The following is a 24,619-nucleotide window of genomic DNA, read 5'->3' as shown; positions in this document are numbered from 1 at the left end:
CTTCAAAGACTCATGCCTGTGGATAAGTGGACGGCTAAAACAAACGGGGTCAAGACGGTGGGCGTGATAGAAAAGGTAAAGACAAGGGCGAAAACCGTTGTTAAATCAAAAGAAACAGCACGATCTCTAGATCTGCCTCTGGGGCGGATCCTGCCGGGGGACTGTATCGAAGCGATGCGGTCACTCCCTTCGGCCAGTGTCGATCTGGTGTTCGCCGATCCGCCCTACAACCTGCAGCTGGGCGGCGATCTTAACCGTCCTGATGGCAGCCATGTCGATGCCGTGACTGATCACTGGGATCAGTTTGACAGCATGGCCGCGTATGACAAGTTCACCCGGGAATGGTTGACCGAAGCGCGGCGCGTGTTGAAGCCCGATGGCGGTTTGTGGGTGATCGGTTCCTATCACAACATCTTCCGCGTCGGCTCGATCCTTCAGGATCTGGGGTTCTGGATCCTTAACGATATCGTCTGGCGCAAGACCAACCCAATGCCCAATTTTCGGGGCACGCGGTTCACCAATGCGCATGAAACGCTGATCTGGGCGAGCATGGGGGAAAAGGCGCGCTACCAGTTCAACTATCGCGCGATGAAAACCCTGAACGACGAACTGCAGATGCGTTCGGACTGGGTGATGCCGATTTGCGCCGGGGGGGAACGGCTGAAGGAAAACGGCAAGAAAGCGCACCCAACGCAAAAGCCCGAAGCCTTGCTGTACCGCGTCTTGCTGGCCACGACCGAGCGGGGGGATGTGGTGCTTGATCCGTTCTTCGGGACGGGCACGACCGGCGCGGTTGCCAAGCGGTTGGGCCGCGAATGGATCGGTTGCGAACGCGAGGACATCTACCGCGATGTGGCAACCCGCCGCATCGCCAAGGAATTGCCGCTGGATGAAAGCGCTCTCACCTCCATGCAAAGCGCACGCTCTGCACCCAAGGTTGCCTTTGGCGCTGTGGTCGAAGGCGGGCTGATCCCGCCCGGCTCGCAGGTGTTCGACAAGAAGCGCCGCTGGATAGCCACCGTGCGCACCGACGGGTCGCTGGAATGCGGGGGCAAGACCGGATCGATCCACGGGCTGGGCAAGGAGTTGCAAGGCGCGCCGTCGTGCAATGGCTGGACGTTCTGGCATTACGAAAACGGCGATGATGTACAGGCCATCGATGCGGCGCGGCAGTTGTATCTGCTGGCTGCCGAGGATTGATCCGGTCCATGATCGATACCGTCTATCTTCACCCGTTAACACTGGTTGCGGGCCCGCAACTGGTTGATGGCGCCGCCGTGCGGCTGGGCGGATCGATGGTCTATGCCCGCGAATTTGCGCTGGTGATGCGGCGCGAAGGCGCAGCGGTGCAGCGTGTTCTGTGCACAGCCGACACGGTTGCAGACGCGATTGCCCGGTTGCCGGACAGCGTTGCGGACGATGCCGCGCAGCAATGGAGCAATCTGGCCAAAGTCCACCCCCCGCTGCAACTGGGCAACCGCACGATCCGTCTCGATCAACCGCAGATCATGGGCATCCTCAACGTGACGCCGGACAGCTTTTCGGATGGCGGCCAGCACGAAGCCCCCGATGCCGCCCGCGCGCGCGCCTCGGCCATGCTGGAAGCCGGGGCTGCGATTATCGACATCGGCGGCGAAAGCACCCGCCCGGGCGCCGCGGCCACGTTCGAGGATGAAGAAATCCGCCGTGTTCTGCCTGCGATCGAATTTTGCGCCGGCATGGGCGCTGCCATCAGTCTGGATACGCGGCGCGCTGGTGTGGTGGCTGCCGGGCTTGCCGCAGGTGCACACGTCATCAATGACGTTTCGGCGCTGCGGTATGATCCGCGCAGCATCGACCTTGTGGCAGGGGCTGGCTGCCCGGTGGTGCTGATGCACGCCCCCGGCGCAGGGGAAGATCTGCACGCCGGCGGCCACTATGCCGATGTGGTGAGCGACGTGTTCGATTTTCTCAAGGCAGCGCGGGCCCGCGCGCTGGCGGCGGGTATTGCCGAAGATCGCATCATCCTTGATCCCGGTATCGGCTTTGGCAAGTCGCTGGCGGAAAATCTGGCGCTGGTGAACGCGCTCCCGCTGTTCCACGCGCTGGGCAGTCCGTTGCTGCTGGGGGCGAGCCGCAAGCGGATGATCGGTGCGCTTTCGGCCGAGGAAGACGCGGATCGCCGGCTTGCCGGATCGATCGCACTGGCGATCAGGGGGATGGACGCCGGTGTGCAGCTTGTACGTGTGCATGATGTCGCCGAAACGGTGCAGGCGCGCAATGTCTGGCGCGGGGTCAAAGACGCGGCGCTGACCGATTTCAGCCAGCTTGCCATGATCTGAAAGCCTTTCCCTGTTGCCACGCTTCTGTCACGGAGCACGGCCACATCGGGACTCGCATACCCTGCGACCCGATCTTTCACGGAGCCCTTTCATGCGCTTTTCGCTGCTTGCTGCCACCGCTGTTGTTACCACTGTTCTTGCCCCGTTTGCCGCGGCCCCCATCATGGCGCACGACGATGAGCCTGCGCAGGTGAAGTCCGCCCCGGTTGCAGTCAGCCTGACACCCGATCAATTGCTCGCCCCCTATTACGAAGCGCTGGCCCAGCAGGTCGATATGCCGGTGGCAGGCCCGAACCCCGCGCTGGCCGCGGGCACCACGCTGACCCGTATCGCAGTGGGTAGCTGCAACCATCAGAACGCGCCGCAGCACATGTGGGCGCAGATCGCGTCGGCCAATCCGCAGTTGTTCCTGATGATCGGTGACAATGTGTATGGCGACAATGGCTGGGATGCCGATGCGGGTCTGGAAAGCCTGCGCAGTGCCTATGCCATGCAGGCCTCGCACCGCGAATTCACAGACTTCCGCGCGCGGGTGCCGATGATGGCGACCTGGGACGATCACGATTACGGCCTGAATGATGCCGGCGGCAATTTCCCGATGCGCCGCTGGGGCGAAACGCTGTTTGAAACCTTCTGGGGTTCGTCCGATGCGGTACGGTCGCGACCGGGCGTTTATGAAAGCAGCATTACCGGCCCCGAAGGACGCCGCGTGCAGGTCATCCTGCTGGATACGCGCTTTTTCCGTTCCGATCTGAAGCGCGCTGAATGGAGCCGTGAGCGGCCGCCGCTGGGGGGGTATGTGCCCAACGAAAGCCTTGATGCCACGATGCTGGGCGATACGCAGTGGCAATGGCTGGAACAGGAACTGGCAAAGCCTGCCGATCTGCGCATCGTGGTGTCATCGACACAGGTCATCACCACCGCGCACCAGTTCGAAGGCTGGACAAACATGCCGGTCGAACGCAACCGGCTGCTTGAAACGCTGCGCCAGCGCGAAGCCAGCGGCATGGTCATCCTGTCGGGTGATCGCCATGCGGCGGGCATCTACAAGACCGCGCACCGCGGTGAGACAATGTGGGAGCTGACCAGTTCGTCGCTCAACCTTGCCTTTGGCAATGATATCGAACGCAGCACTGCGCGCGAACCTGATGCTGCACGCATCACACCGTTCTTCCCAATAGAAAACTACGGGTTGGTCGATATCGACTGGAAGGCCAAGGCACTGACGATGACGCTGAAAGGCAATACCAGCGATACGTTGGCCAGCCAGACCTTCAACTGGTGACGAACTTCACGCCCGGCTCAAAATGTTCTTGCTATGTTTCACGTGAAACATTTTGGGCCGGGTTGGAAATTTGCTGAAAAAGCGTTGAAGATCAAAGAATAAAGCCGCCGTCCGATACCATCACGTGGCCGGTAATGTTGGATCCGGCATCGCCAAGCAGATAAAGGATCGTGTCGGCCATTTCTTCGGAGGTCGCGAAGCGTCCTAGCGGGGTTGTCTTGGCCATGGCTTTCAGCGTGGCGTCACGCCCGATGGCCGCGACCGACCGCTGAAAATTGGCGCCGCTTTCCCAGATGGCGGTATCCACTCCGCCTGGGGCTATCGCATTGACGCGAATGCCCTTGGATGCGTTTTCCAAGGCGGCAATGCGGGCCATGTGCGCAACCGCTGCCTTTGACACGCCGTAAGGCCCGATCCCGGCGACCGGCTTGATCCCGGTGGTCGATGCCACCACCACCGCGCTGCCGCCCTTTGCCTGCATCGCACGCAGCGATGATGCCAGCGTCATGAATGCGCCATCAAGATTGACAGCCATCACCCTGCGCCATTCGGCGAGCGACACACTGGCGATCGGCCCGCCGGAACCGATCCCGGCATTGACGACTGCATGATCCAGCCCGGTCAGTTGCGGTTCCAGCGACTGCCACAGCGCATCGTCAGCAACGCTGCCCACGATGCGGTGAACCTCGCAGCCGGGCAGGTCGAGCGCATCGAGCCCTGCGGCATCGACATCGACAAGGAACAGACGTGATGCGCCGCGTGCGGCCAATGATTGGGCGCAGGCGGCACCAATGCCCGATGCTGCGCCCGTGACGAGCGCCGAACGCCCGGCGAAATCTTGCAAGATGGTCATGACAACGGGCTAGGGCCGACAGGCCTGCCGATCAAGCCGCGTTGTCAATGCCCAGATCGCTGAGTTTGCGATACAGGGTGGACCGGCCAATCCCCAACCGCCGCGCCACTTCGGTCATGCGGCCGCGGTAATGGCCGATGGCGAGCCGGATTACGTCCGCTTCGATATCTTCCAGCGGGCGCAGGTTGCCATCATCGGTGTACAGCATGATGCCCACGCCTTCATGCGCGCTGGCCACGGTGACGCTGCCCTGTTCGCCAAGCATTTCGGACAATTGGGGGAAGCTGTCCGCGCCCAGCGAATTGCTTTCGCAATAGACCGCAGCGCGGAACAGCACCGATTGCAGCTGCCGGACATTGCCCGGCCAATCATAGGCCGCCAGCAATGCCAGCGCGCTGTCGGATACGGACAGATGGTTTAGCCCCGGCTGTTCACCGATACGGGCAAGGAAGTGGCGCGTAAGTGCAGGGATATCGCCGCTGCGTTCGCGCAAGGGCGGCAACACGATCCGCGTGGCGCCCAGTCGCGCGGCAAGCCCTGCGTCGAACTGGCCCGCCGCCACCATCCGATCAAGCCCGACATTGCTGGTTACCAGCAGCCGCACATCGACCCGGAAGCCGTAACTGGCGCCGACCGGGCGGATAATCCCGCTTTCCAGCGCTTCGGACAGGCGTTGCTGCAGCACCGGCGTCAACCGGTCGATCTCGTCAAGGATCAACGTGCCGCCATCGCAATTCTGGAACGCGCCGATCTGCCGGTCGAAGGCGCCGGGGAAGCTGCCGGGTTCGTGCCCGAACAGCACCGAATTGATCGAGCCTGGAGGGATCGAGGCAAGGTTGACGATTCGCAGCGTTTCCTTGGCGCGGGGCGATGCGCCATGCATCGCGCGCATCAGCATTTCCTTGCCGGTGCCGGTTTCGCCTTCGATCAGGACATGGCCGTGCCCGCGAGCAGCCTTGGCGGCCTGTGCCAGCGCGGCGCGGAATTGCGGCGCGGTGCCGATCATCGCATCGAAATCAAGGCTGGCGGACATTTTTTCGGTCAGCGGCGCCAGTTCATCGCGGGCCGATTCGCGCGTGGTCACGCTGCGCAACGCCTCCATCAGCCGATCGGGGGAGACAGGTTTGACGAGGTAATCGCTTGCGCCTGCGCGCATTGCTTCGACCGCAAGCAACGGTGATGCGCTGGTGGTGAGCATCAAGATCGGCAGGGCAGGGCGGCGCGATTTTAGCTCGGCGATCAGTTGACAGGCATCGTCACCCGGCACCCACTGGTCAAGCAGGATGGCAGACAGCTGCATTCCTTCGCGTGTGCCCAGCATCGCAATCGCGGTTTCCGCATCGCTCGCCACGATCGTGCGCCAGCCATCACGCGCCGCAATCGCGGTGATGAGCCGCGATTGCGCGGGCTCATCGTCGATCAACATGACGATTCGCGCGTCTTCCTGCACGTGGGGGTGGCAATCAATATCCGCCATTAGTCCTGCCGCTCGCTTTCATAGGGCTCACCGAACCCCCTCGGGAACGGTGCCTTGCAAGGCTTCGGCATAAGGCAGGGAGGTAAAAACGGGATTAAGACTGTACCGCGGCGGGACAGGTGAGAACCGGTAGGAATGCCGCCTGCCGAAGTCGTCGCGGTGCGAAAGGTGACTTGAGATAGGCCTGCGGCTTCGATACGGCATCGCTCAAGGGCCTTGCGGCCCCGCATTATTTCCGACAACCATTCGGCAACCAATCGCGCCGCGGCGCGTTTGAACGCCCAAGGGGAATTACGACCAATGACTGTTCACGATATGGAAAAGGCCGAAGCAACCTATGGCGGCTTCATGGCAACGCTCAAATGGGCTGTTCCGGTGATCGCGGTAATCGCGTTCATCGTTGTCGCCATGATCGCCAGCTAAGCCCGCGGCCCAGTGAAAATCGCCATCCTGAAAGAACGCGCGTCCGGTGAGACGCGCGTTGCCGCCACCCCGGAAACGGTGAAGAAATTTGCAGCGCTGGGCTGCAGCGTTGCGGTGGAAGCGGGCGCAGGGGTGATCGCTTCGATCACCGATGCCGCCTATGCCGAAGCCGGGGCGACGGTTGCAGATGCAGCCGCGGTGGTCAGGGATGCCGATATCGTGCTGGGCATTCAGGCGCCCGATGCGGCGCTGCTGGCGGGTGCAAAGCCGGGGGCATCGGTGGCGGCGCTGTTCGATCCCTTTGCGCGCCGCGACGTGGTCGATGCCTATGCCGCCGCCGGTTACGAGGCGCTGAGCATGGAGTTCATGCCGCGCATCACCCGCGCGCAGAGCATGGACGTGCTGTCCTCGCAATCGAACCTTGCCGGTTACAAGGCAGTGCTGGCAGCCGCCGATGCCTATGGCCGCGCCTTCCCGATGATGATGACGGCGGCTGGCACCGTGCAGGCCGCGCGCGCTTTCATCATGGGTGTGGGTGTGGCGGGGCTTCAGGCCATCGCCACTGCCCGCCGTCTGGGCGCGCAGGTTTCGGCGACCGATGTGCGCTCCGCCACCAAGGAACAGATCCAGTCGCTGGGCGCCAAGCCGATCTTCGTCGAGAATGTCGCCGGGATCGAAGGCGAAGGTTCGGGCGGCTATGCCACCGAAATGAGTGAGGAATATCAGAAGGCACAGGCCGAACTGGTGTCTTCGCACATTGCCAAGCAGGACATCGTCATCACGACGGCGCTGATCCCGGGCCGCGCCGCGCCGCGCCTCGTCACCGATGCGCAAATCGCCACGATGAAGCCCGGCAGCGTGATCTTCGACCTTGCGGTGGCGCAGGGCGGCAATGTCGAAGGATCGGTCGCCGATCAGATGGTCGAGAAGCACGGCGTCAAGATCATCGGCTATTCGAATACCCCGGCGCAGCTCCCCGCGGACGCTTCAGCGCTGTTCGCACGCAACCACTACAACTTCCTCAGCGCCTTCTGGGACAAGGAGGCGGGGCATCCCGTGCTCGACGAGGAAATCGGCAATGCCATCCGTCTGACGCAGGGCGGCAAGGTTGTCAGCGAAAGGCTGCTGAGTTGAACCAATGGGCCTGATCAACGCCACCGTCTGGGATACAGCCGACGCGGCGGATGATCTCGCCTATGCGCTTGGTCACGGCGAACAGGTGCGCATGGCGTTCAAGCTGGTGCGCGATTCGATCATTTTCACGGATCGCCGTATCCTGATGATCGATGTGCAGGGGCTGACTGGATCGAAGAAGCGCTTCGTGACCATCCCGTATCGTGCAATCACCACCTTCACGCTGGAAAGCGCGGGGCATTTTGATCTGGATACCGAACTGACGCTGACCGTTTCGGGCAGCGCGCCGATCGCATTTAACGTGAGCCGCGGCGCCGATGTGCCGGGGCTGGTGACGTTGCTGACAGAATATCTGGCACCGGGCAAATAAGGGGGTTCGCATGGGGGGGCGGTTTCACATGATAGCGCGTTTGGCGGCAACCTCGCTGGCCGCACTATCGATTGCCGCCGCGCCGGCAGATGATGGCGTTGCCGCTATGGTTGGCAGCTGGACTGTTGATCTCAGGTTGGATCTTGCAGACGCGCCTTACACGCAGCCGATGACCCTCGCGATTGCGGATGATGGCGCGGTCACAGGCCTTTTCTACAACAGCGCTATCATCGCCGGACACGCAGGCAGCGCGCAGGGGCGCAGGTGCGTCGCCTTTCGCACCACCGATGGCCAGGGCCTCTATCACACTTCCGCCTGTCTCGTGGATGGGAAGATGATCGGCCAGACCTGGGCCGAGGGCCGCAATTTCGTTCTGCCATGGACCGCAACAAGGGGCTGACATGGACTTTATCTCGATTCTCTCAATCTTCGTGCTGGCCTGCTTTGTCGGCTATTACGTCGTCTGGTCGGTTACCCCGGCGCTGCACACCCCGTTGATGGCGGTGACGAATGCGATTTCGTCGGTGATCATCGTTGGCGCGCTGATTGCTTCGGCAGAGGCGAACAGCCCGATTGCCAAATATCTCGGCCTGTTCGGGGTGGTGCTGGCAAGCATCAACATCTTCGGCGGCTTTGCCGTGACGCAGCGCATGCTCGCGATGTACAAGAAAAAGGGGAAGTAAGAGATGAGCTTCTCCATTCTTGCCTCCGGCGCTGCTGGTGCTTCGGCCACGCCTGCCTGGGCAATGCTCGCCTACCTCGTTTCGGGCGTGTTTTTCATCCTCGCGCTGCGCGGGCTTTCGAGCCCCGCGACCAGCCAAACGGGCAACCGCAACGGCATGATCGGTATGGCGATCGCGGTTGCGACCACGCTGGTCACGCATGACATCGCCAACATTGTCGAAATCCTGATCGCGGTCGGCATCGGCGGCGCGATCGGCGTCGTAATTGCGCGCCGCATCGCGATGACCGCGATGCCCGAATTGGTGGCGGGCTTCCACAGCCTTGTCGGCCTTGCCGCTGTGGTCGTGGGCTTTGGCGCGTGGCTCGATCCGCAGTCCTTCGGCATTGTCGATGCCGCCGGGCAGATCATGGCGGTCAGTCGGGTGGAACTGGGCCTTGGCATCGCCATCGGCGCAATTACGTTTTCGGGCTCGATCATCGCCTTTCTCAAGCTGTCGGGCCGGATGAGCGGTTCGCCGATCATGCTGCCGGGGCGGCATGTCATCAATCTGGGCACGCTGGGGGCGATCCTTGGTCTGATCGCGCTTTACACCATATCGCCCGATGGCGGCGCGGGTGAGGGCTGGATGGTCATCGCGATTGCGGTGCTGGCCTTCATCATCGGCTTCCTGCTGATCATCCCGATTGGCGGGGCGGACATGCCGGTCGTGGTGTCGATGCTCAACAGCTATTCGGGCTGGGCGGCGGCGGCGATGGGCTTCACGCTGGGCAACAGCGCGATGATCATCACCGGCGCGCTGGTCGGCTCGTCGGGCGCGATCCTCAGCTACATCATGTGCCGCGCGATGAACCGCAGCTTCATTTCGGTGATCGCGGGCGGTTTCGGTGCCGCGCCCGAAGCGGCCGGCGCCGGCGGCGCGCGCGAACAGCGGCCCTACAAGCAGGGCAGCGCGGAAGACGCGGCCTACATGCTTGAACAAGCTGAAAAGGTCATCATCATCCCCGGCTACGGCATGGCGGTCGCGCAGGCGCAGCACGCCTTGCGCGAAATGGGCGACAAGCTGCGCGAAAAGGGCGTGGAGGTGAAATACGCCATCCACCCCGTCGCAGGCCGGATGCCGGGGCACATGAACGTGCTGCTCGCCGAGGCATCGGTGCCCTATGACGAGGTGTTCGAACTCGAAGACATCAACTCCGAATTTGCGCAGGCCGACGTTGCCTTCATTATCGGCGCGAATGACGTGGTGAACCCGGCGGCCAAGACCGACAAGTCTTCGCCGATCTACGGGATGCCGGTGTTCGATGTCGACAAGGCCAAGCAGGTGTTCTTCATCAAGCGTTCGATGGGGGGCGTCGGCTATGCCGGGGTCGACAACGATGTGTTCTACATGAACCAGACCGTGATGCTGCTGGCCGACGCCAAGAAGATGGTTGAGGAAATCGTCAAAGCGCTGGATTAGGCGTAAGTCGACCGGCTGTGATCCGGTTATCGCAGGTGAGAAGATGACGATGCAAAATCATGATTCCGGCGCCGTGCGCAAAGGCGCAATCGCCCTGCGTTTGGGCGGGCTTGGCCTTGCCGCGATATTGCTGGGCGCCTGCGCGCAGACCATCGCCAAAAGCCGGGTGGAAAGCGCGTTGATCGATGCCGGGCTTGACCGCGGCAATGCCGATTGCATGGCGACGCGCATGGTCGACCGCCTGACGATCGACCAGCTTCGCAAGCTTGAAGCGCTTAAACCGCAGGGTAATGAACCGGCGCGGCCCACCACGCTGAAAGGCTATGTCGACCGCGTCGCGCGGGTGGGCGATGCCGAGGTGCTGGCCGTAACCAGCAGTTCGGCAGCGCTGTGTGTTGTCGGCCTGGGCTGACGAACCGCAGCTTGCCAAGCCTCCCTTCGATGCGCCACACTGCGCGGCGGAGAGGGAGAACATCATGACACGTCCGGCTTTGGCTGCCGCCTTGCTGGCGACCGCCGCATTTTCAGGCGCGCCGCTATCTGCAGAAACCCACCGGGTCGACCCGGGCGAGGGCGCTAGCGAGAGGTTGCAGGAGGCGCTGATTCTGGCGGCGCCCGGCGATGTGATCGAACTGGGCGCCGGGAGGTTTGTGCTGAACGACGGCCTCAGCCTCGATGTCGACGGGGTGACGGTGCGCGGCGCCGGGATGCAACAGACCATCCTCGATTTCACCGGACAGCAAGGTGCGGGCGAAGGGCTGCTCGTCACCAGTGACGAGGTCACCTTGCGCGATTTCGCGGTCGAGAATGCCAAGGGCGATGCGATCAAGTCCAAGGGTGCGGACAACATTGTCTATTACCGCCTTCAGGTAACATGGACCGGTGGACCCAAGGCAAGCAATGGCGCTTATGGCCTCTACCCGGTTGAAAGTACCGGGGTGCTGATCGATGGCTGCGTAGTGTCTGGCGCATCGGACGCAGGCATCTATGTCGGCCAGTCGAAGGACATCACGGTTCGCTATTCGGTCGCCGAATACAATGTTGCCGGGATCGAGATCGAAAACAGCCGCAACGCCATCGTCCACAACAACCTCGCCACCCGCAACACCGGCGGCATTCTGGTTTTCGATCTGCCCAGCCTGCCAGTGATGAACGGCGGCAATGTAACAATTGCGGGCAACGTGGTGGTAGACAACGATACGCCGAATTTCGCTCCGCCGGGCAATATCGTAGCGGGGGTGCGGCGGGGTACCGGGATTATGGTGATGGCGAACGAGAACGTCGTCATCGAGGAAAACTGGATTGACCGCAACCCGACCACCGCGGTCATGGTGATCAGTTATCCCAACGCCTTTGATGATGCGCGTTACGACCCTGCGCCGCGAGACGTTAGGATCAATCGCAATCGGTTCGGCCGGAATGGCTACGATCCGCAGATTGACGGTGCGCCGATGCTGTTGGCCGCCTTTGGGGGGAGCTTGCCGCCTGTTCTGTGGGATGGGTTAGGGGAGGCACCTGAAGCGGGTTCTCCGGACAACCAAGCTGCATGGACTCTTGGTCTCCCGCATCAAGCCGCTGGATTTGACAAGGCGAGGCCACAGACGGTGACATTGAAATCATCGATCAATGTGGGCGGAGTCGTACGATATGGGGCTCCTGCAGCGCTGGAGGCACGGCTCAGGTGAAGCGCAGTGTCGGACTTCTCGCGCTTGCTTGCACGGTAATGGGCGCGGCGATGGCTCATGGGACCGTCCTCGAGCCTGAGCCGGTCAACGATGCCGCCATCACCGACGCGGCTTTTCCGAAGGCACTGAGCGAATTTGCATTCTTTCAGGATGGGCGCGGGCAGCGCCCTTCGGGCCGCGTGCATCCCTATTCGCTCAACACCGCGCTGTGGTCGGATGGGGCGGAAAAATTGCGGTTCATCTACCTGCCCGAAGGCACCCAGATGACTGCAGACGATGAGCCCCTGCTGCACTTCCCGGTCGGCGCTGCCATCATCAAGACCTTCGCTTTCGGCGAGGGCGCCGAGCGCCGTCTGATCGAAACGCGCGTGCTGCTCCACCGGGCGGAAGGCTGGGTGGCGCTGCCCTACCGCTGGAACGCCGAACAGACCGATGCGACGCTGGCGCTCGCTGGCGGGCGGATCGATCTCACCACGCCTGCAGGCGAAGCGATTTCCTATGCCATTCCCAACAAGAACCAGTGCAAGTCCTGCCATAGCAAGGATGGCGCGGTGATCCCCATCGGCCCCAAGGCGCGCAATCTTTCACAGGGTTGGCTGCAGCAGATGGTTGAGACCGGGCTGCTTGACCGCGTGCCGCAAGGGGCCGCCACGTTGCCCGATTGGCGCCCCTTCGCGAACGGCCCTGCTGCACCGCTGGCCCGCGCTTACCTGGATGTGAACTGTGCGCACTGCCACCAGCCCGGCGGCGCGGCATCCAACTCGGGGCTCGATCTGCGTTGGGAACAACAGGACGCCCACGCGATCGGTTTCATGAAGCGTCCCGTGGCGGCAGGGCGCGGAACCGGGGGGCACGCATTCGCGGTGCTGCCGGGTCAGCCCGATGCTTCGATCCTGCTGCATCGGATGAATAGCGCGGAACCGGGCGTGGCGATGCCTGAACTGGGGAAGAGCACAGTGGACAGGGACGGCGTGGCTGTGGTGCGGCGCTGGATTGCGGAGATGGAACAGCAATGAAATGGATTTTGCGCGGGCTGCTGGGGCTTGCCGCGGTACTTGCCGTCGCCTTTCTGGTGTTCCGCACGCCAGATACCGATGCGGCCGCGATGCGCGCCAAGTATGGCGGGCCACCGTCGCAATTCGTGACCATCGGCAATGGCGTGCGTGTGCATCTGCGTGACGAGGGGCCGCGCGATGCGCCTGCGATTATATTGCTCCATGGCTCCAACGCAGACCTCCACACATGGGAGCCCTGGGCGGCGGCTCTCAGGAGCCAATACCGGGTGATCCGTTTCGACCAAGTGGGCCATGGCCTGACCGGCCCGGACCCTGCGCATGATTACAGCCGTGACAACTACGTGGCCGATGTTCTGGAAGTCGCCGATGCGATGGGCCTTGCGCAGTTCGTTCTGGCGGGCAATTCGATGGGCGGCAAACACGCGCTGGCTTTTGCAACGGCACATCCCGACCGCCTCAGCGGGCTTGTTCTGGTGGATGCCAGCGGCGGACCTATGCTGGCGGCGGACGAGGAAGAAGATAAGGGCAGCGGCAATATCGGCTTTGCCATCGCGCAGACCCCGGGGATCAATCGGCTGGCCGAACAGATTACTCCGCGCAGCCTGATTGCGCAGAGCCTTGAGCAATCAATTTCGGTCAAAGCGGTCGCGGACGAGGCAGCGGTCGACCGGTACTGGGAATTGCTGCGCTACCCTGGCAATCGCCGCGCTACGCTGAAGCGGTTCGGTTATCCCTATGATCCGATCAGTACTGCGGACATTGCCGGAATTGCCGTGCCGACGCTGATCCTGTGGGGCCAGGAAGACCGTTTGATTCCCGTGGAATCCGGCAGGTGGCTGGCCCGGACCATGCCCAATGCCGAACTGGTGGTCTATCCTGCAATCGGGCATCTGCCGCATGAAGAAGCCCCGCAAGCGACGCTGGATCGGCTCAAGCCGTGGCTTGCCAAGCACGCCTTGTCGCCAAAGACTGAGTAAGCCGCATCAGACGGATCTGGCCTCTGGACGGGTGGAACACTTGCGCCCTACATCCGTTCGCACCTGCACACTAAAATTTGAAAGGCTGCGACTTTGCGCAAACTCGGGATCATCGGCGGCATGAGTTGGGTGTCGACCGCGACCTATTACGAACGCATCAACCGCATCGTCCAGAAACGCGCCGCCCCGATGGCTAGCGCCCCTCTGCTGATCGAAAGTCTGGATTTTTCCCAGCTTTATGCCTTGCGCGAAGAACGCGATTGGCAACGCGCCGCTGGCGTACTGGTTGAAAGCGCGCGCCGGCTCGAAGGGGCTGGTGCGCAGGCGCTGATTATCGGTGCGAATTCGATGCACCGGCTTTACGATGATGTCGCAGCCGCCGTCGATATTCCGATCCTGCACATCGCGGAATGCGTTGGCCGTTCGATGAAGCGTCTGTCGGTCAACAACGCCGCAGTTCTGGGCACCCGTAACGTGATGACCGAAAGCTTCTATCGCAAACGGCTTGTTTCGCATGGAATAGACCTGCTGCCGCCCAATCTCGACTATGTCGAAATGCTGGACCGGATCATCTATGATGAGTTGATGGTGGGCAAAGTTACCCGCGAAGCCGAACGCACGATGAAAACGATCATCACCAACAAGGCGCAGGAAGGCGCCGAAGCGATCGTGCTTGCCTGCACCGAGCTCAATCTGGTGGTGGACGCTAACGCCAACGTCCTGCCTATCTTCGACAGCACGCGAATCCACTGCGAAGCGGCTGCAGACTGGATTCTCGAACAGAACGACGCCGGATAAATCTTCCGCTCATCGGTTTGAACGGTCATCTTGCCGCATTGCAGCATTGCATGGGGTGCATCTTGTTAACGTTCTCTTCTAAGGGGCGCGTGGATTTTGTCGCGGAAACGTAACAGGCATGATCCGGGTCTTCGGGTCGCACCGATGGGCCCTTGGGGCCGTCCTCCTCCCCCCAATCACCGGAGGGCGGCCCCATAATCCGCTTGGCAAACGATTGTTCACAGGCGATTTACGCCGTGTTCACCCCCCGTTCCCGTTGAGAACCCTACCAGCCTCGCCTAGGCGCGCACCTGTGATGACCCGCGCCCCCTATGCCGCCGATCCCGAAGCCCCTGCATCGCGCGAGTTTGCCCGATCCGGCAGCGGAGAACAAAGGGGGCCGCGCAGCCCTTTCCAGCGCGATCGCGACAGGATCATCCATTCGATGAGCTTTCGGCGCCTGAAGTCTAAAACGCAGGTTTTCATCGCACCTGACGGCGATCATTACCGCACCCGTTTGACTCACAGTCTTGAAGTTGCGCAGATCGGCCGGGTGATCGCCCGCGTTTTGCGGCTCGATGAAGACCTGACAGAGGCATTGTGCCTTGCCCATGATCTGGGACACCCCCCGTTCGGCCACGCGGGCGAGGCGGCCCTGTCGCAATCGATGGAACGCCATGGCGGGTTCGACCATAACGCGCAGGCGCTGCGTACGGTCATGCGGATCGAATGCCCCTATCCTGAACATGATGGGCTGAACCTGACCTGGGATTTGCTCGAAGGTCTTGCCAAGCATAATGGACCTGTTGCCGCGCCGAATTGGGCGCTTGCCGAACTCGACGCGGCGTTTCCGCTTGATCTGCAGACGTGGCCATCGCTGGAAGCGCAGGTGGCCGCCATCGCCGATGATATTGCCTACGACAATCACGATATCGATGATGGTCTGCGCGCAGGCTTTCTGGCGCTGGACGATCTTCTCACGCTCGATTTCCTCGCAGACCAGTGGCGTAACGTCGAAAAGCGCTTCCCTCACGCCCCGCGAGAGCGTTTGCTGCGTGAGATGATACGCGACCAGATCGGTTTGATGGTGAATGATGTGATTAGCCACACCGCAGCGCAGGTGAAAGATTGCGGTTCGGTGGCGGAGGTGCGCAGCGCAGGCCGGCAGCTCGCCGGATTTTCGCCTGCGATGGCGCTGCAGGAACGCCGTCTGAAATCCTTCATGTACGAACGCCTCTACTACCACCCCGAACAGATCGCGGCTGCCGAACGGGCGCGCGACGTGGTGGCCCGGTTGTATGCCGCTTATGCGCAAGACCCCACCTTGATGCCTGACGACTGGCAACCGCGTCTGCCCTCGCACGATCCTGACCGTGCGCGGGTGATCGCAGATTTCATTGCGGGGATGAGCGACCGCTTCGCCATGCAGGCTGTCGGCCGAATCTATGGCGAGCGGCCGGTGGGGCTCATCAATGTCTGATCCGCACAACAGTGCGCCGGTGCGTATCGCGCTGGTCGGCGCAACAGGACTGGTGGGGCGCCGCGTGATCGAAGTGGCCAGCAGCGGCGATGATGTGCGGATTGTCGGGATTGCCCGCCGCGAAGCCCCGCTGCCACCGGGTGCGCGGATGGAGATGTTCGTGTCCGATCCGCAACGATGGGGCGAAGTGTTCGACGCGCTAAGCCCGCGCGCTTTGATCTGCGCGCTGGGCACGACATGGAAAAAAGCGGGGCGCGATGAATCCGCATTCCGCAGTGTCGATCACGATCTGGTTATCGCCACCGCCGAAGCGGCCAAGCGCGCCGGGATTGCCAACATGGTGATGGTCAGCGCGGCGGGGGCCGACGCCCGGTCGAAGACGCTGTACATGCGCGTTAAGGGTGAAACCGAAAATGCGCTGTCACGGATCGGTTTCAAACGGCTTGATATTCTTCACCCGGGATTACTGCGCGGAACACGGCAAGGCGATCTGCGGCTGGCCGAACGCGCCGCCATTATCGCAGCGCCGTTGATTGACCCCTTGCTGGCTGGATCATGGGCGCGGTTCCGCTCCATCGATGCTGGGTTGGTGGCCGAAGCCGCTTTGGGATTGGCGCTGCGCCGGGCAGGCGGACGCTTTACCCACGATAACGAAGCGATGCGCCGCGCCGCGCGCGAATGGCGCCGTATCAATGACACTGAGGATGCGGCGTAATGGCGTGGACTGCGATATTCGGCATGGTGAATGTGCTGGCCCTGATTGCCTGGGCAGCGTTGATCCTGCTTCCGCGATGGCCGGCTTTGCTGTCGGCCATCCTGTATCTGGGTGTGGGATTGTTATGCAGTATCTACGCTAGCGGCCTGATCGGCCTGCTGACCGGCGTGATCCCCAACACGGGTGGGGGCGGAGCTGATTTTACCACCATTGCCGGCGTACGCGCCATCTTTGCCAGTGACGCCGGGGTAACGATTGGCTGGACCCACTATCTCGCCTTTGATCTGTTCGTGGGAATCTGGATCGCGCGCGATGGCGATGCCAAGGGCATTTCGCGGTTTGTGCAGGCTCCGGTGCTGCTGGCGACCTTTGTTGCCGGGCCTCTCGGCCTGCTGGTGTGGCTTGCTTTGCGCGAACCAGTTGCGCGGCGGCAGGGGCGGTTTCGCTAGACCGGGGGGCATCCTTCAGCTTAACCTCTGTCCCGACAGCTTTTGGGAGAGAGCATGGCCATGGCGCACAACGCCTATCACGATCATCAGACCTTCGATGCGATCTTGCATTTTTGGGCAAGCGAGCGACCCGGCGGTCCCGCCTTCGACCAGGATGGGCGGACAACGACCTTTGCCGAAGCGGACACATTGACCCGTCAGATGATCGCGATGTTTCAGGCACGCGGGATCGCGAAGGGCGACCGGATCGCATGGCTCGGCAAGAACCGCGACACCTATTTTTTGCTGTATATCGCCGCAGCACGGATGGGCGCGGTGATGGTGCCCATCGGCTGGCGTCTTGCGGCGCCAGAGGTGGCCTACATTCTGGGGGATACGGATGCCAAGCTGCTGTTTGTCGATCCCGATTTTTTGGAGACAGGGCGCCAGGTGGCCGATGGCCTTCCCGTTCGTCCCGAAGTGATCGAGGCAGAAGCTGCGCGGGCGGAGGCAAGCCGTCTGTCACCCGCTGACTATACGCCCCCCGGCGTGCATGATCCGGTGCTGCAGCTCTACACATCGGGCACGACCGGCAATCCCAAAGGCGCGATGCTGACCAACGCCAACCTTTTCGGGCTACGCAATCCGGGCAATGCGGCAGGTCTTGACTGGCAGTTTTACGAACCCGACGATTGCATGCTGGTGGCCATGCCGTGTGCGCACATTGGCGGGACGGGCCTTGTTAACATCGCTGTCGCCAATGGGGTGCGCAGTCTGGTTCAGGCCGAATTTACGCCGGTCGGCGTGCTGGAGGCAATCGGGGCGGGGGCCACCCATATGTTCATCGTCCCGGCGGCCTTGCAGATGGTGGTGCAGCATCCCCTGGCCGCGACGACCGATTTCACCAACCTCAAATATCTGATGTATGGCGCTGCGCCGATGCCGCTTGAACTGCTAAAAGAAGCGGTGCGCACCATGCCATCGACCCGCTTCCTGCAAGCCTATGGCATGACCGAAACCAGCGGCACGGTGTCGATCCTGCCGCCCGAAGATCATAGCCTTGAAGGCAATATGCGCATGCGTTCCGCGGGGAAGGCGTGTCCGGGCGTGGACATCGAAGTGCGCGACAGCGAAAATCGCGAAGCGGCGCGTGGGACAATCGGCGAAGTCTGCATCCGTTCGCCTTCCAATACGCCGGGTTACTGGAAGCTGCCCGACGCAACACGCCGCACCATTGATCCTGATGGTTGGCTGCACACTGGGGACGCTGGGATTATGGACGCAGACGGCTATGTCTATATTCAGGACCGCATCAAGGACATGATCATTTCGGGCGGTGAAAATGTCTATCCGGCGGAGGTGGAAAGCGCGATCTACGGCCATCCCGCCATTGCCGAAGTGGCGGTAATCGGCGTGCCGAGCGCCAAGTGGGGCGAAGAGGTCAAAGCCTGCGTTGTGGCAAAGCCGGGGCACACGGTCGATGGCGATGATGTCATCGCATGGGCACGCGAACGTATCGCCGCCTTTAAGTCCCCCAAAAGCGTCGATGTAATTCCCGCCATGCCGCGCAATGCCAGTGGCAAGATCCTGCGCCGCGAACTGCGCGCGCCGTACTGGGCCGGGCAGGATCGGCAGGTGTCATGACTGCCAAACAGCACGCCCCGGCAACCCAGCGCAATCGTGATCCGATCGCGGCGGTTCTTGCCCAGGAATTGCCAGATTCGGGCACTGTGCTCGAAATTGCGGCAGGGACAGGGGAACATGCCATAGCCTTCGCCCAACGCTTTGCCGGCCTGGAGTGGATTGCGACTGATCCATCACCCGATGCCTTGGCTTCGATCGCCGCCTATCGCGATGAAAGCGCGCTGCCCAATCTGCGCGCGCCATTGATGCTGGATGCGGCATCACCGGATCGCTGGCCAATTGAAAATGCTGATGCGATCGTGTGCATCAACATGGTACATATCGCTCCGCGGGAAGCCACCCTTGGGCTTTTCCGGGGCGCTGCGCAATTATTGGGCAGGGGCCAACCATTGATCTTGTACGGCCCCTTTATCGAGCGTGACATTGTCACAGCGCCGTCCAATCTGGAATTCGATTCCAGTCTGAAGCTACGCAATGCCGCATGGGGACTGCGCGATGCCGAAGCTCTGGATATTCTCGGCGTGCAACACAAGATGGCCCGCAGCGCACGCCATGCGCTGCCGGCCAACAACATCATGCTTGTGTACCGAAAGGATTAATCGATGGCGCGTTCACCCGCACGGCCAACGGATTTGATATCTTCGCCCACACCCTTGACAGGGTTGCAGGCGGTCGCGCCAAGCGCAAGAATGGTGAGGGCGGTGGCAGCAAGCATATTGCGGATCATTTATCAGGTTCCTTCTCGTCAATCTTGAAAGATCGGCGCAGACGCCTGCCTAAACCTTCCTGACAATAGCGTGAAGCACCGCCCACGTTTCAGGAAAAAATCAGATTTCTTCCTTCACCTCGCGCGAAGCCGATTGCAGGTCTTCGCCTGCGCCTTCGACGGTATTGCAGGCACTGGCGGCCAGAATGGCGGGAACGGCAGCAAGGGCTAGAATCAGGTTACGCTTGTTCATGGGGTGCTCCTTGGTAACAATTACCGGACCGGAAACCGCAGCGTACATCAAAAAGGTCCATTCTATTCGCCAGAGCGCACCCGAGATCGGGCGAGTTGCCGTTCTCTCCAAGCGATTAGCAGCCCTGCAGCGATGATCAAAGGCGCACCGAGCCAAAGGCTTGTCGGCGCAGCACGATCAAAGATGTAATACCCGTAGAAGCTGGCCCACAGCAAGGCGGTGTAATCCATCAGCAAAATGACGGCGGCCGATCCGAACCGAAGCGAGGTGGTCAGCAACATCTGCGCCAGCGCGCCGACCAGTCCCATGCCGACAATCAGCGCCCATGTCACCGGATCGTGCGCACTGATCACAAAGGGCAGCGCCAGCGCGGCGACCGGCAAACTGAGAGTTGCGAACCAGAAGACAATACGCCACGGGTTTTCGGTGGTGTTGAGATCCTGGATCTGAAAGCTGATTAGCGCAACCATGAAGGGTGCAATCAGGCCTACCGCCACGCCAGTAAGCGTCACGCCTTCGTGTAGACCTGAAAATGGCTGCATCACCACGATCACACCTGCAAACCCGATCACGACCGCCGCCCAGCGATACCGGCCGATGCGTTCGCCAAACAGCGCCATCGCAATCAGCACGGCAAAGACGGGAGCGGTAAAGCCGAGCGTGGTTGCCTCTGTCAGAGGTAGCAGCAAGACCGCGCCATAGGTGAATACCATCCCAACCAGCCCTGTCGCGGCGCGCCGCGCATGCGCGGGTAGCCTGCGGGTCTTGAGCATGGCCAACCTTCCGGTCAACGCAAGCCCGGCCAACAGCAGCACCACTGTCAGCAATTGCCGCCAAAAGATCAGCTCCATCAGATGCGCGCCGCGTTCGCCCGCCAATTTGACCAGCATGCCCATCGTGGCCAACGCCAGCGCGGCGAGCAGTCGCACGCCCAGCGCAAGCAGGGGGCGGGGGCGGGCGATCGAGCCATCCATCGACAGTCCGCTTGGCCGAGCTGTGGGGATTGCGCAAGCCGCAGGCGCGCCTACATGCAACGCGCCATGGACATGACCGCGCAATTTGCCTTGATGAGCGATGCCGCGCAGCTGGCATGGGTCGGCGCAGCGTTATGGGCGCTGGCTGCAATTGCCGGTTACATGGAGCGAAGACGGATCAAACGGCGCAATCTCGATCGCCTTGAACAAGTCGGATGGGTCCCGTGGACGGGCCTGTTCATGCTGTCTGCGATTGCAGGCGGAGGGTGCCTCGCGATGAGCCTGCCGGTTGTGTTGGGTGGGCTGTAGCTTACTGCATTTCAGCTTTACAGGCAGGCTTCCAGATACGCCTGATCGAACCCGAACTGCCGGGCTTTTTCCAGCGTGTAGGGGCGCAGACCGCTGGCGCGGAATTCACCCAGGATTTTCCCGTCATCGGTTTCGTCCAGATATTCGAACTTGAACAGTTCCTGCGTCACGATCACGTCGCCTTCCATCCCGATCACCTCGGTGATGTTGGTGGTGCGGCGTGAACCATCGCGCAGACGCTTGACCTGAACGATCAGGTCGACCGATTCGGCAATTTGGCGGCTGATAGCTTCCTTGGGGATCTTGATGTCGCCCATCAGGATCATGTTTTCCATACGGCCAAGGCATTCGCGCGGGCTGTTGGCGTGGAGCGTACACATCGAGCCATCGTGACCGGTGTTCATCGCGGCCAGAAGGTCGAAACATTCCGCGCCGCGAATTTCGCCCAGGATGATGCGGTCAGGACGCATACGCAGGGCGTTCTTGACGAGGTCGCCAATGGTGATCGCGCCCTGGCCTTCAAGGTTGGGCGGGCGTGTTTCCAGCGGCAGCCAGTGCGGCTGCTGCAAGCGAAGTTCGGCCGCATCTTCGATCGTCAGCACACGTTCGCCCGGGTCGATCATCTTGGACAGCGCATTGAGCATCGTGGTCTTGCCGGAGCCCGTACCGCCCGAAATCACCACGTTCATCCGGCATGCGCCTGCGATCTTCAGCGCGGTGCACATCTTGTCAGACATCGAACCAAAGTCGCGCAGCATATCCAGAGTGATGGGCTTTTCGGAAAACTTACGAATCGAGATCGCGGTGCCGCGCAAGCTGAGCGGCGGCACGATAACGTTCACACGCGAGCCGTCCTTTAAGCGAGCGTCGGCCAGCGGGGTGGTTTGGTCAACACGGCGGCCAACCTGGTTCACGATGCGCTGTGCAATCTGGAACAGATGCTGTTCATCGCGGAAGCGGATCGGGGCAAGCACCAGCTTGCCCTTCTTTTCGATGTAGGTCTGGTCCGGCCCGTTGACCATGATATCGGAAATGTCGGGATCGTTAAGCAGTTCTTCGAGCGGCCCAAAGCCAAGCAGTTCGTCGATCAGCACCTTTTCCAGCGCGAACTGTTCGCGCCGGTTCAGCGTGACCTTCAGTTCGGCCAGCACTTCCATGATGATCGGGCGGAATTCTTCGGACAGCTCTTCCTTCGACAGCGTTGCCGCTGCTTCAGGATCAACCCGTTCGAGCAAGCGCGGCAGCACCTGTTCCTTGATCTTGTGAACGCTGGCTTCGAACCCGCCGACTTCGGAATTGCCGTCATTGACCGCAGACATGCGTTCATTCAGGCGATCGATCGCTTCAGATGTGGTTGCCGGGCGCGACGATGCAGCCGGTTGTGCAGGCGCGGCTGCAACCTCGCCGGGGATAGGCGGGAACTGTTCGCCGCCGCGCGGACCAGCGCCAGCGCCCTTCATCGGACGGGCGACACCAAAGGCCGGCCGAGAGCCGGGCTTCATTCCGCCAGCATTGCCCTTTTTACCGAATGCGCTCATTCCCAGCCCCCGAGGCTTTGTAAAACCCTGCGCACTTCGCCCTAACAAAGCGAAGGGTGCGTCTCGAAGAATGGTGAATAGGTCGGAAAGGTTGTTTTTTTCCTAAGCCCCCCGCCACTCGTCGTTCGCGGCGCTTGCAGTTGATCCGGGCTTGGGTAGAGCGACGCGATCCACAAACTAGGGAAACCGGAAAACTATGTGCGGCATCATCGGGATCGTGGGAAGTGCCAGCGTGGCCGACCGTTTGGTCGATGGTTTGAAGCGCATGGAATATCGCGGCTATGACAGCGCCGGGATCTGCACCTTGCATGATGGCGCACTGGTTCGCCGCCGGGCCGAAGGGCGCCTTGCCAATCTGGTGGCTGTGCTGGCCCGCGATCCGGTGTCGGGGGATGTCGGCATTGCCCACACGCGTTGGGCGACGCACGGAGCCCCTACTGCTGCCAATGCACACCCGCATGCCACCGACGAAGTGGCGATCGTGCACAACGGCATCATCGAAAACTTCAAGGAACTTCGCGCCGAATTGACTGGCCAGGGCCGCGTGTTCGAGAGCGAAACCGACAGTGAAGTGGTCGCGCACCTGATCTCAGCCGAACTTGAAGCCGGAGCCGATCCCCAATCTGCAGTGCGCGCGGTGCTGCCGCGCCTTCGCGGAGCGTTCGCGCTTGCTGTCGCTTTCCGGCGCTATCCCGATCTGCTGATCGGCGCACGGTTGGGTTCGCCGCTGGTGCTGGGCTATGGCCCACAAGGGGATGGGGCGGAGATGTATCTGGGCTCCGACGCGTTGGCGCTTGCGCCGCTGACGCAGCAGATCACCTATCTGGAAGAAGGCGACTGGGTGGTGCTGCGCCGCGACGGCGCACAAATCTATGATGCGGACAATACGCCCGTCACCCGTGAAATCCGCGCATCGGGCGCGTCTGCTGCTGCAGTGGAAAAGGGCAATTATCGTCATTTCATGCAGAAAGAAATTTACGAACAACCCACGGTGGTGGCGCAAACGCTGGCGTCCTATCTGCGTCGTTCCGACAACTCTGTCGCGCTGCCCCAAATCGATTTCGATCTGTCGAGCATCCGCCGTCTGACCATCGTGGCCTGCGGCACAAGCTTCTATGCCGGGATGGTGGCCAAGTACTGGTTCGAACAATTCGCCCGCGTGCCTGTCGACATCGATGTCGCGTCGGAATTCCGCTATCGCAATCCAGTGCTGGAAGATGGCGGCTTGGCACTGTTCATTTCGCAGAGCGGGGAAACGGCCGATACCTTGGCCGCGCTACGGCATTGCAAGGCCAACGGCCAAATTATCGGCGTGGTGGTCAATGTCCCAACCAGCACGATGGCGCGCGAAGCGGACTTGCTGTTGCCTACGCATGCCGGACCCGAAATCGGCGTTGCCTCGACAAAGGCGTTCACCTGTCAGCTCGCCGTACTTGCTGCATTGGCGGCGCATGTTGCAGTGAAGAAAGGGCGCCTGAGCCGCGATGAAGAGGCCGAGATCGTGCGCCATCTGCTCGAAACACCAGCCGCGCTGAACGCTGCGCTTGCGCATGATGATGACATTGCCGCAATGGCCCATCTTGTCGTCCCGGCACGCGATGTGCTGTATCTGGGCCGCGGTCAGGATTATCCGCTGGCGCTTGAAGGCGCATTGAAGCTGAAAGAAATCAGCTATATCCATGCAGAGGGTTATGCTGCGGGGGAAATGAAGCATGGCCCCATCGCGTTGATCGATGATGCCGTGCCGGTCGTGGTGATTGCACCTTCGGGGCCGTTGTTTGAAAAGACGATATCAAACATGGAAGAAGTGCGCGCACGCGGCGGGCAGGTAGTTCTTATCTCCGATGCCAAGGGGATCGCGGAAGCGGGGGAAGGCTGCATCGCCACTATCGAAATGCCCGTGGTTCACCCTTTGATTGTGCCAATGGTGTACGCCGTTCCGGTTCAACTGCTGGCGTATCACGTGGCAGTCGTGAAGGGCACCGATGTCGACCAGCCGCGCAATCTCGCCAAGTCTGTGACCGTCGAATAGCCGGGAATGCCCAGCGGTGGCTTCGTAAGATGTCGCTGCGCCTTTACTGCACACTAACCATTACGCGCTAGGCACTCG

The 24,619-nt window shown here is 61.6% G+C and carries 27 protein-coding genes; 21 read left to right on the top strand and 6 right to left on the bottom strand.

Annotated features, from left to right (window positions below):
* The first annotated feature begins 12 nt into the window (after positions 1 to 12).
* From SJY33_RS07675 to SJY33_RS07665, 3 genes are all read left to right on the top strand, one after another.
* A complete protein-coding gene (locus tag SJY33_RS07675) occupies positions 13 to 1,200 on the top strand; it encodes a site-specific DNA-methyltransferase (RefSeq protein ID WP_379922132.1) in 1,188 nt (395 codons plus the stop codon).
* An 8-nt stretch (positions 1,201 to 1,208) separates the two neighbouring features.
* Complete coding sequence (gene folP / locus SJY33_RS07670; RefSeq protein WP_379922131.1) at positions 1,209 to 2,321, top strand: dihydropteroate synthase; 1,113 nt, start codon at positions 1,209 to 1,211, stop codon at positions 2,319 to 2,321.
* Between the two features lie 91 nt (positions 2,322 to 2,412).
* Positions 2,413 to 3,606: an alkaline phosphatase D family protein gene (locus SJY33_RS07665; protein ID WP_379922130.1), complete on the top strand. Its 1,194-nt coding sequence runs from the start codon at positions 2,413 to 2,415 to the stop codon at positions 3,604 to 3,606.
* A 91-nt stretch (positions 3,607 to 3,697) separates the two neighbouring features.
* On the opposite strand, the gene SJY33_RS07660 is transcribed toward SJY33_RS07665, so the two are convergent.
* Positions 3,698 to 4,459, bottom strand: a complete 762-nt coding sequence (locus SJY33_RS07660; protein ID WP_379922129.1) for an SDR family NAD(P)-dependent oxidoreductase — start codon at positions 4,457 to 4,459, stop codon at positions 3,698 to 3,700.
* Positions 4,460 to 4,490: 31 nt separating this feature from the next.
* On the bottom strand, positions 4,491 to 5,936 hold the full coding sequence (locus tag SJY33_RS07655) for a sigma-54-dependent transcriptional regulator (RefSeq protein WP_379922128.1): 1,446 nt from the start codon (positions 5,934 to 5,936) through the stop codon (positions 4,491 to 4,493).
* A 300-nt stretch (positions 5,937 to 6,236) separates the two neighbouring features.
* Here SJY33_RS07655 and SJY33_RS07650 point away from each other — a divergent pair, with 300 nt between their 5' ends.
* The 16 genes from SJY33_RS07650 (at position 6,237) to SJY33_RS07575 (ending at position 19,328) form a co-directional block, all read left to right on the top strand.
* Entirely contained in the window at positions 6,237 to 6,359 is a 123-nt protein-coding gene (locus SJY33_RS07650) for a hypothetical protein (RefSeq protein WP_379922127.1), read from the top strand.
* 12 nt (positions 6,360 to 6,371) lie between these two features.
* Complete coding sequence (locus SJY33_RS07645; protein WP_379922125.1) at positions 6,372 to 7,493, top strand: NAD(P) transhydrogenase subunit alpha; 1,122 nt, start codon at positions 6,372 to 6,374, stop codon at positions 7,491 to 7,493.
* 4 nt (positions 7,494 to 7,497) lie between these two features.
* Positions 7,498 to 7,863, top strand: coding sequence for a PH domain-containing protein (locus tag SJY33_RS07640; protein ID WP_379922123.1), 366 nt, complete (start codon positions 7,498 to 7,500; stop codon positions 7,861 to 7,863).
* Positions 7,864 to 7,891: 28 nt separating this feature from the next.
* Positions 7,892 to 8,263, top strand: coding sequence for a hypothetical protein (locus tag SJY33_RS07635; protein ID WP_379922121.1), 372 nt, complete (start codon positions 7,892 to 7,894; stop codon positions 8,261 to 8,263).
* 1 nt (position 8,264) lies between these two features.
* Positions 8,265 to 8,546 carry a proton-translocating transhydrogenase family protein gene (locus tag SJY33_RS07630; protein WP_067407592.1) on the top strand — a complete coding sequence of 94 codons (282 nt, stop codon included), beginning with the start codon at positions 8,265 to 8,267 and terminating at the stop codon, positions 8,544 to 8,546.
* 3 nt (positions 8,547 to 8,549) lie between these two features.
* Complete coding sequence (locus tag SJY33_RS07625; protein WP_379922119.1) at positions 8,550 to 10,007, top strand: NAD(P)(+) transhydrogenase (Re/Si-specific) subunit beta; 1,458 nt, start codon at positions 8,550 to 8,552, stop codon at positions 10,005 to 10,007.
* A 43-nt stretch (positions 10,008 to 10,050) separates the two neighbouring features.
* On the top strand, positions 10,051 to 10,419 hold the full coding sequence (locus SJY33_RS07620; protein WP_379922117.1) for a hypothetical protein: 369 nt from the start codon (positions 10,051 to 10,053) through the stop codon (positions 10,417 to 10,419).
* A 64-nt stretch (positions 10,420 to 10,483) separates the two neighbouring features.
* Positions 10,484 to 11,692 carry a parallel beta-helix domain-containing protein gene (locus tag SJY33_RS07615; RefSeq protein WP_379922115.1) on the top strand — a complete coding sequence of 403 codons (1,209 nt, stop codon included), beginning with the start codon at positions 10,484 to 10,486 and terminating at the stop codon, positions 11,690 to 11,692.
* Entirely contained in the window at positions 11,689 to 12,708 is a 1,020-nt protein-coding gene (locus SJY33_RS07610) for an SO2930 family diheme c-type cytochrome (protein ID WP_379922113.1), read from the top strand. The genes SJY33_RS07615 and SJY33_RS07610 overlap by 4 nt, the downstream gene beginning before the upstream one ends.
* On the top strand, positions 12,705 to 13,685 hold the full coding sequence (locus SJY33_RS07605) for an alpha/beta fold hydrolase (RefSeq protein WP_379922111.1): 981 nt from the start codon (positions 12,705 to 12,707) through the stop codon (positions 13,683 to 13,685). The genes SJY33_RS07610 and SJY33_RS07605 overlap by 4 nt, the downstream gene beginning before the upstream one ends.
* A gap of 93 nt (positions 13,686 to 13,778) precedes the next feature.
* A complete protein-coding gene (locus tag SJY33_RS07600) occupies positions 13,779 to 14,483 on the top strand; it encodes an aspartate/glutamate racemase family protein (protein ID WP_379922109.1) in 705 nt (234 codons plus the stop codon).
* Between the two features lie 295 nt (positions 14,484 to 14,778).
* Complete coding sequence (locus SJY33_RS07595) at positions 14,779 to 15,942, top strand: deoxyguanosinetriphosphate triphosphohydrolase (protein WP_379922107.1); 1,164 nt, start codon at positions 14,779 to 14,781, stop codon at positions 15,940 to 15,942.
* Positions 15,935 to 16,657 carry an NAD(P)H-binding protein gene (locus SJY33_RS07590; protein ID WP_379922105.1) on the top strand — a complete coding sequence of 241 codons (723 nt, stop codon included), beginning with the start codon at positions 15,935 to 15,937 and terminating at the stop codon, positions 16,655 to 16,657. The genes SJY33_RS07595 and SJY33_RS07590 overlap by 8 nt, the downstream gene beginning before the upstream one ends.
* On the top strand, positions 16,657 to 17,106 hold the full coding sequence (locus SJY33_RS07585; RefSeq protein WP_379922103.1) for an ABA4-like family protein: 450 nt from the start codon (positions 16,657 to 16,659) through the stop codon (positions 17,104 to 17,106). Before SJY33_RS07590 ends, SJY33_RS07585 begins: the two co-directional genes overlap by 1 nt.
* Before the next feature lie 54 nt (positions 17,107 to 17,160).
* Positions 17,161 to 18,729, top strand: a complete 1,569-nt coding sequence (locus SJY33_RS07580) for a long-chain-fatty-acid--CoA ligase (protein ID WP_379922101.1) — start codon at positions 17,161 to 17,163, stop codon at positions 18,727 to 18,729.
* Complete coding sequence (locus tag SJY33_RS07575) at positions 18,726 to 19,328, top strand: DUF938 domain-containing protein (protein WP_379922098.1); 603 nt, start codon at positions 18,726 to 18,728, stop codon at positions 19,326 to 19,328. The genes SJY33_RS07580 and SJY33_RS07575 overlap by 4 nt, the downstream gene beginning before the upstream one ends.
* Here the strand turns inward: SJY33_RS07575 and SJY33_RS07570 are convergent.
* The 3 genes from SJY33_RS07570 to SJY33_RS07560 form a co-directional block, all read right to left on the bottom strand.
* Positions 19,325 to 19,456 (bottom strand): Entericidin EcnA/B family protein, encoded by a 132-nt coding sequence (locus SJY33_RS07570; protein ID WP_379922096.1) that lies wholly within the window; start codon positions 19,454 to 19,456, stop codon positions 19,325 to 19,327. The genes SJY33_RS07575 and SJY33_RS07570 overlap by 4 nt on opposite strands.
* A 100-nt stretch (positions 19,457 to 19,556) precedes the next feature.
* Entirely contained in the window at positions 19,557 to 19,688 is a 132-nt protein-coding gene (locus SJY33_RS07565) for a hypothetical protein (protein WP_379922094.1), read from the bottom strand.
* Positions 19,689 to 19,750: 62 nt separating this feature from the next.
* Entirely contained in the window at positions 19,751 to 20,662 is a 912-nt protein-coding gene (locus tag SJY33_RS07560) for a DMT family transporter (RefSeq protein ID WP_379922091.1), read from the bottom strand.
* A gap of 54 nt (positions 20,663 to 20,716) precedes the next feature.
* Here SJY33_RS07560 and SJY33_RS07555 point away from each other — a divergent pair, with 54 nt between their 5' ends.
* A complete protein-coding gene (locus tag SJY33_RS07555; RefSeq protein ID WP_379922089.1) occupies positions 20,717 to 20,971 on the top strand; it encodes a hypothetical protein in 255 nt (84 codons plus the stop codon).
* 17 nt (positions 20,972 to 20,988) lie between these two features.
* Here SJY33_RS07555 and SJY33_RS07550 read toward each other — a convergent pair whose 3' ends face one another.
* Entirely contained in the window at positions 20,989 to 22,509 is a 1,521-nt protein-coding gene (locus SJY33_RS07550; protein WP_379922087.1) for a CpaF family protein, read from the bottom strand.
* Between the two features lie 196 nt (positions 22,510 to 22,705).
* Here SJY33_RS07550 and glmS point away from each other — a divergent pair, with 196 nt between their 5' ends.
* Positions 22,706 to 24,541, top strand: coding sequence for a glutamine--fructose-6-phosphate transaminase (isomerizing) (glmS, locus tag SJY33_RS07545; RefSeq protein ID WP_379922084.1), 1,836 nt, complete (start codon positions 22,706 to 22,708; stop codon positions 24,539 to 24,541).
* Positions 24,542 to 24,619 lie beyond the last annotated feature (78 nt).

It is taken from the genome of Erythrobacter sp. R86502 (assembly GCF_042466465.1).
In the GTDB taxonomy this organism is placed as follows: Bacteria; Pseudomonadota; Alphaproteobacteria; order Sphingomonadales; family Sphingomonadaceae; genus Erythrobacter.
This window is presented reverse-complemented; position numbering and strand designations above follow the sequence as displayed.

What these genes read in the sequence shown, in the direction of transcription:
- SJY33_RS07675 (WP_379922132.1), top strand. Translation starts at nt 13, where the DNA reads ATGCCTGTGGATAAGTGGACGGCTAAAACAAACGGGGTCAAGACGGTG.
- folP (WP_379922131.1), top strand. Translation starts at nt 1,209, where the DNA reads ATGATCGATACCGTCTATCTTCACCCGTTAACACTGGTTGCGGGCCCG.
- SJY33_RS07665 (WP_379922130.1), top strand. Translation starts at nt 2,413, where the DNA reads ATGCGCTTTTCGCTGCTTGCTGCCACCGCTGTTGTTACCACTGTTCTT.
- SJY33_RS07660 (WP_379922129.1), bottom strand. Translation starts at nt 4,459, where the DNA reads ATGACCATCTTGCAAGATTTCGCCGGGCGTTCGGCGCTCGTCACGGGC.
- SJY33_RS07655 (WP_379922128.1), bottom strand. Translation starts at nt 5,936, where the DNA reads ATGGCGGATATTGATTGCCACCCCCACGTGCAGGAAGACGCGCGAATC.
- SJY33_RS07650 (WP_379922127.1), top strand. Translation starts at nt 6,237, where the DNA reads ATGACTGTTCACGATATGGAAAAGGCCGAAGCAACCTATGGCGGCTTC.
- SJY33_RS07640 (WP_379922123.1), top strand. Translation starts at nt 7,498, where the DNA reads ATGGGCCTGATCAACGCCACCGTCTGGGATACAGCCGACGCGGCGGAT.
- SJY33_RS07635 (WP_379922121.1), top strand. Translation starts at nt 7,892, where the DNA reads ATGATAGCGCGTTTGGCGGCAACCTCGCTGGCCGCACTATCGATTGCC.
- SJY33_RS07630 (WP_067407592.1), top strand. Translation starts at nt 8,265, where the DNA reads ATGGACTTTATCTCGATTCTCTCAATCTTCGTGCTGGCCTGCTTTGTC.
- SJY33_RS07625 (WP_379922119.1), top strand. Translation starts at nt 8,550, where the DNA reads ATGAGCTTCTCCATTCTTGCCTCCGGCGCTGCTGGTGCTTCGGCCACG.
- SJY33_RS07620 (WP_379922117.1), top strand. Translation starts at nt 10,051, where the DNA reads ATGACGATGCAAAATCATGATTCCGGCGCCGTGCGCAAAGGCGCAATC.
- SJY33_RS07615 (WP_379922115.1), top strand. Translation starts at nt 10,484, where the DNA reads ATGACACGTCCGGCTTTGGCTGCCGCCTTGCTGGCGACCGCCGCATTT.
- SJY33_RS07605 (WP_379922111.1), top strand. Translation starts at nt 12,705, where the DNA reads ATGAAATGGATTTTGCGCGGGCTGCTGGGGCTTGCCGCGGTACTTGCC.
- SJY33_RS07595 (WP_379922107.1), top strand. Translation starts at nt 14,779, where the DNA reads ATGACCCGCGCCCCCTATGCCGCCGATCCCGAAGCCCCTGCATCGCGC.
- SJY33_RS07590 (WP_379922105.1), top strand. Translation starts at nt 15,935, where the DNA reads ATGTCTGATCCGCACAACAGTGCGCCGGTGCGTATCGCGCTGGTCGGC.
- SJY33_RS07585 (WP_379922103.1), top strand. Translation starts at nt 16,657, where the DNA reads ATGGCGTGGACTGCGATATTCGGCATGGTGAATGTGCTGGCCCTGATT.
- SJY33_RS07580 (WP_379922101.1), top strand. Translation starts at nt 17,161, where the DNA reads ATGGCCATGGCGCACAACGCCTATCACGATCATCAGACCTTCGATGCG.
- SJY33_RS07575 (WP_379922098.1), top strand. Translation starts at nt 18,726, where the DNA reads ATGACTGCCAAACAGCACGCCCCGGCAACCCAGCGCAATCGTGATCCG.
- SJY33_RS07570 (WP_379922096.1), bottom strand. Translation starts at nt 19,456, where the DNA reads ATGATCCGCAATATGCTTGCTGCCACCGCCCTCACCATTCTTGCGCTT.
- SJY33_RS07565 (WP_379922094.1), bottom strand. Translation starts at nt 19,688, where the DNA reads ATGAACAAGCGTAACCTGATTCTAGCCCTTGCTGCCGTTCCCGCCATT.
- SJY33_RS07560 (WP_379922091.1), bottom strand. Translation starts at nt 20,662, where the DNA reads ATGGATGGCTCGATCGCCCGCCCCCGCCCCCTGCTTGCGCTGGGCGTG.
- SJY33_RS07555 (WP_379922089.1), top strand. Translation starts at nt 20,717, where the DNA reads ATGCAACGCGCCATGGACATGACCGCGCAATTTGCCTTGATGAGCGAT.
- SJY33_RS07550 (WP_379922087.1), bottom strand. Translation starts at nt 22,509, where the DNA reads ATGAGCGCATTCGGTAAAAAGGGCAATGCTGGCGGAATGAAGCCCGGC.
- glmS (WP_379922084.1), top strand. Translation starts at nt 22,706, where the DNA reads ATGTGCGGCATCATCGGGATCGTGGGAAGTGCCAGCGTGGCCGACCGT.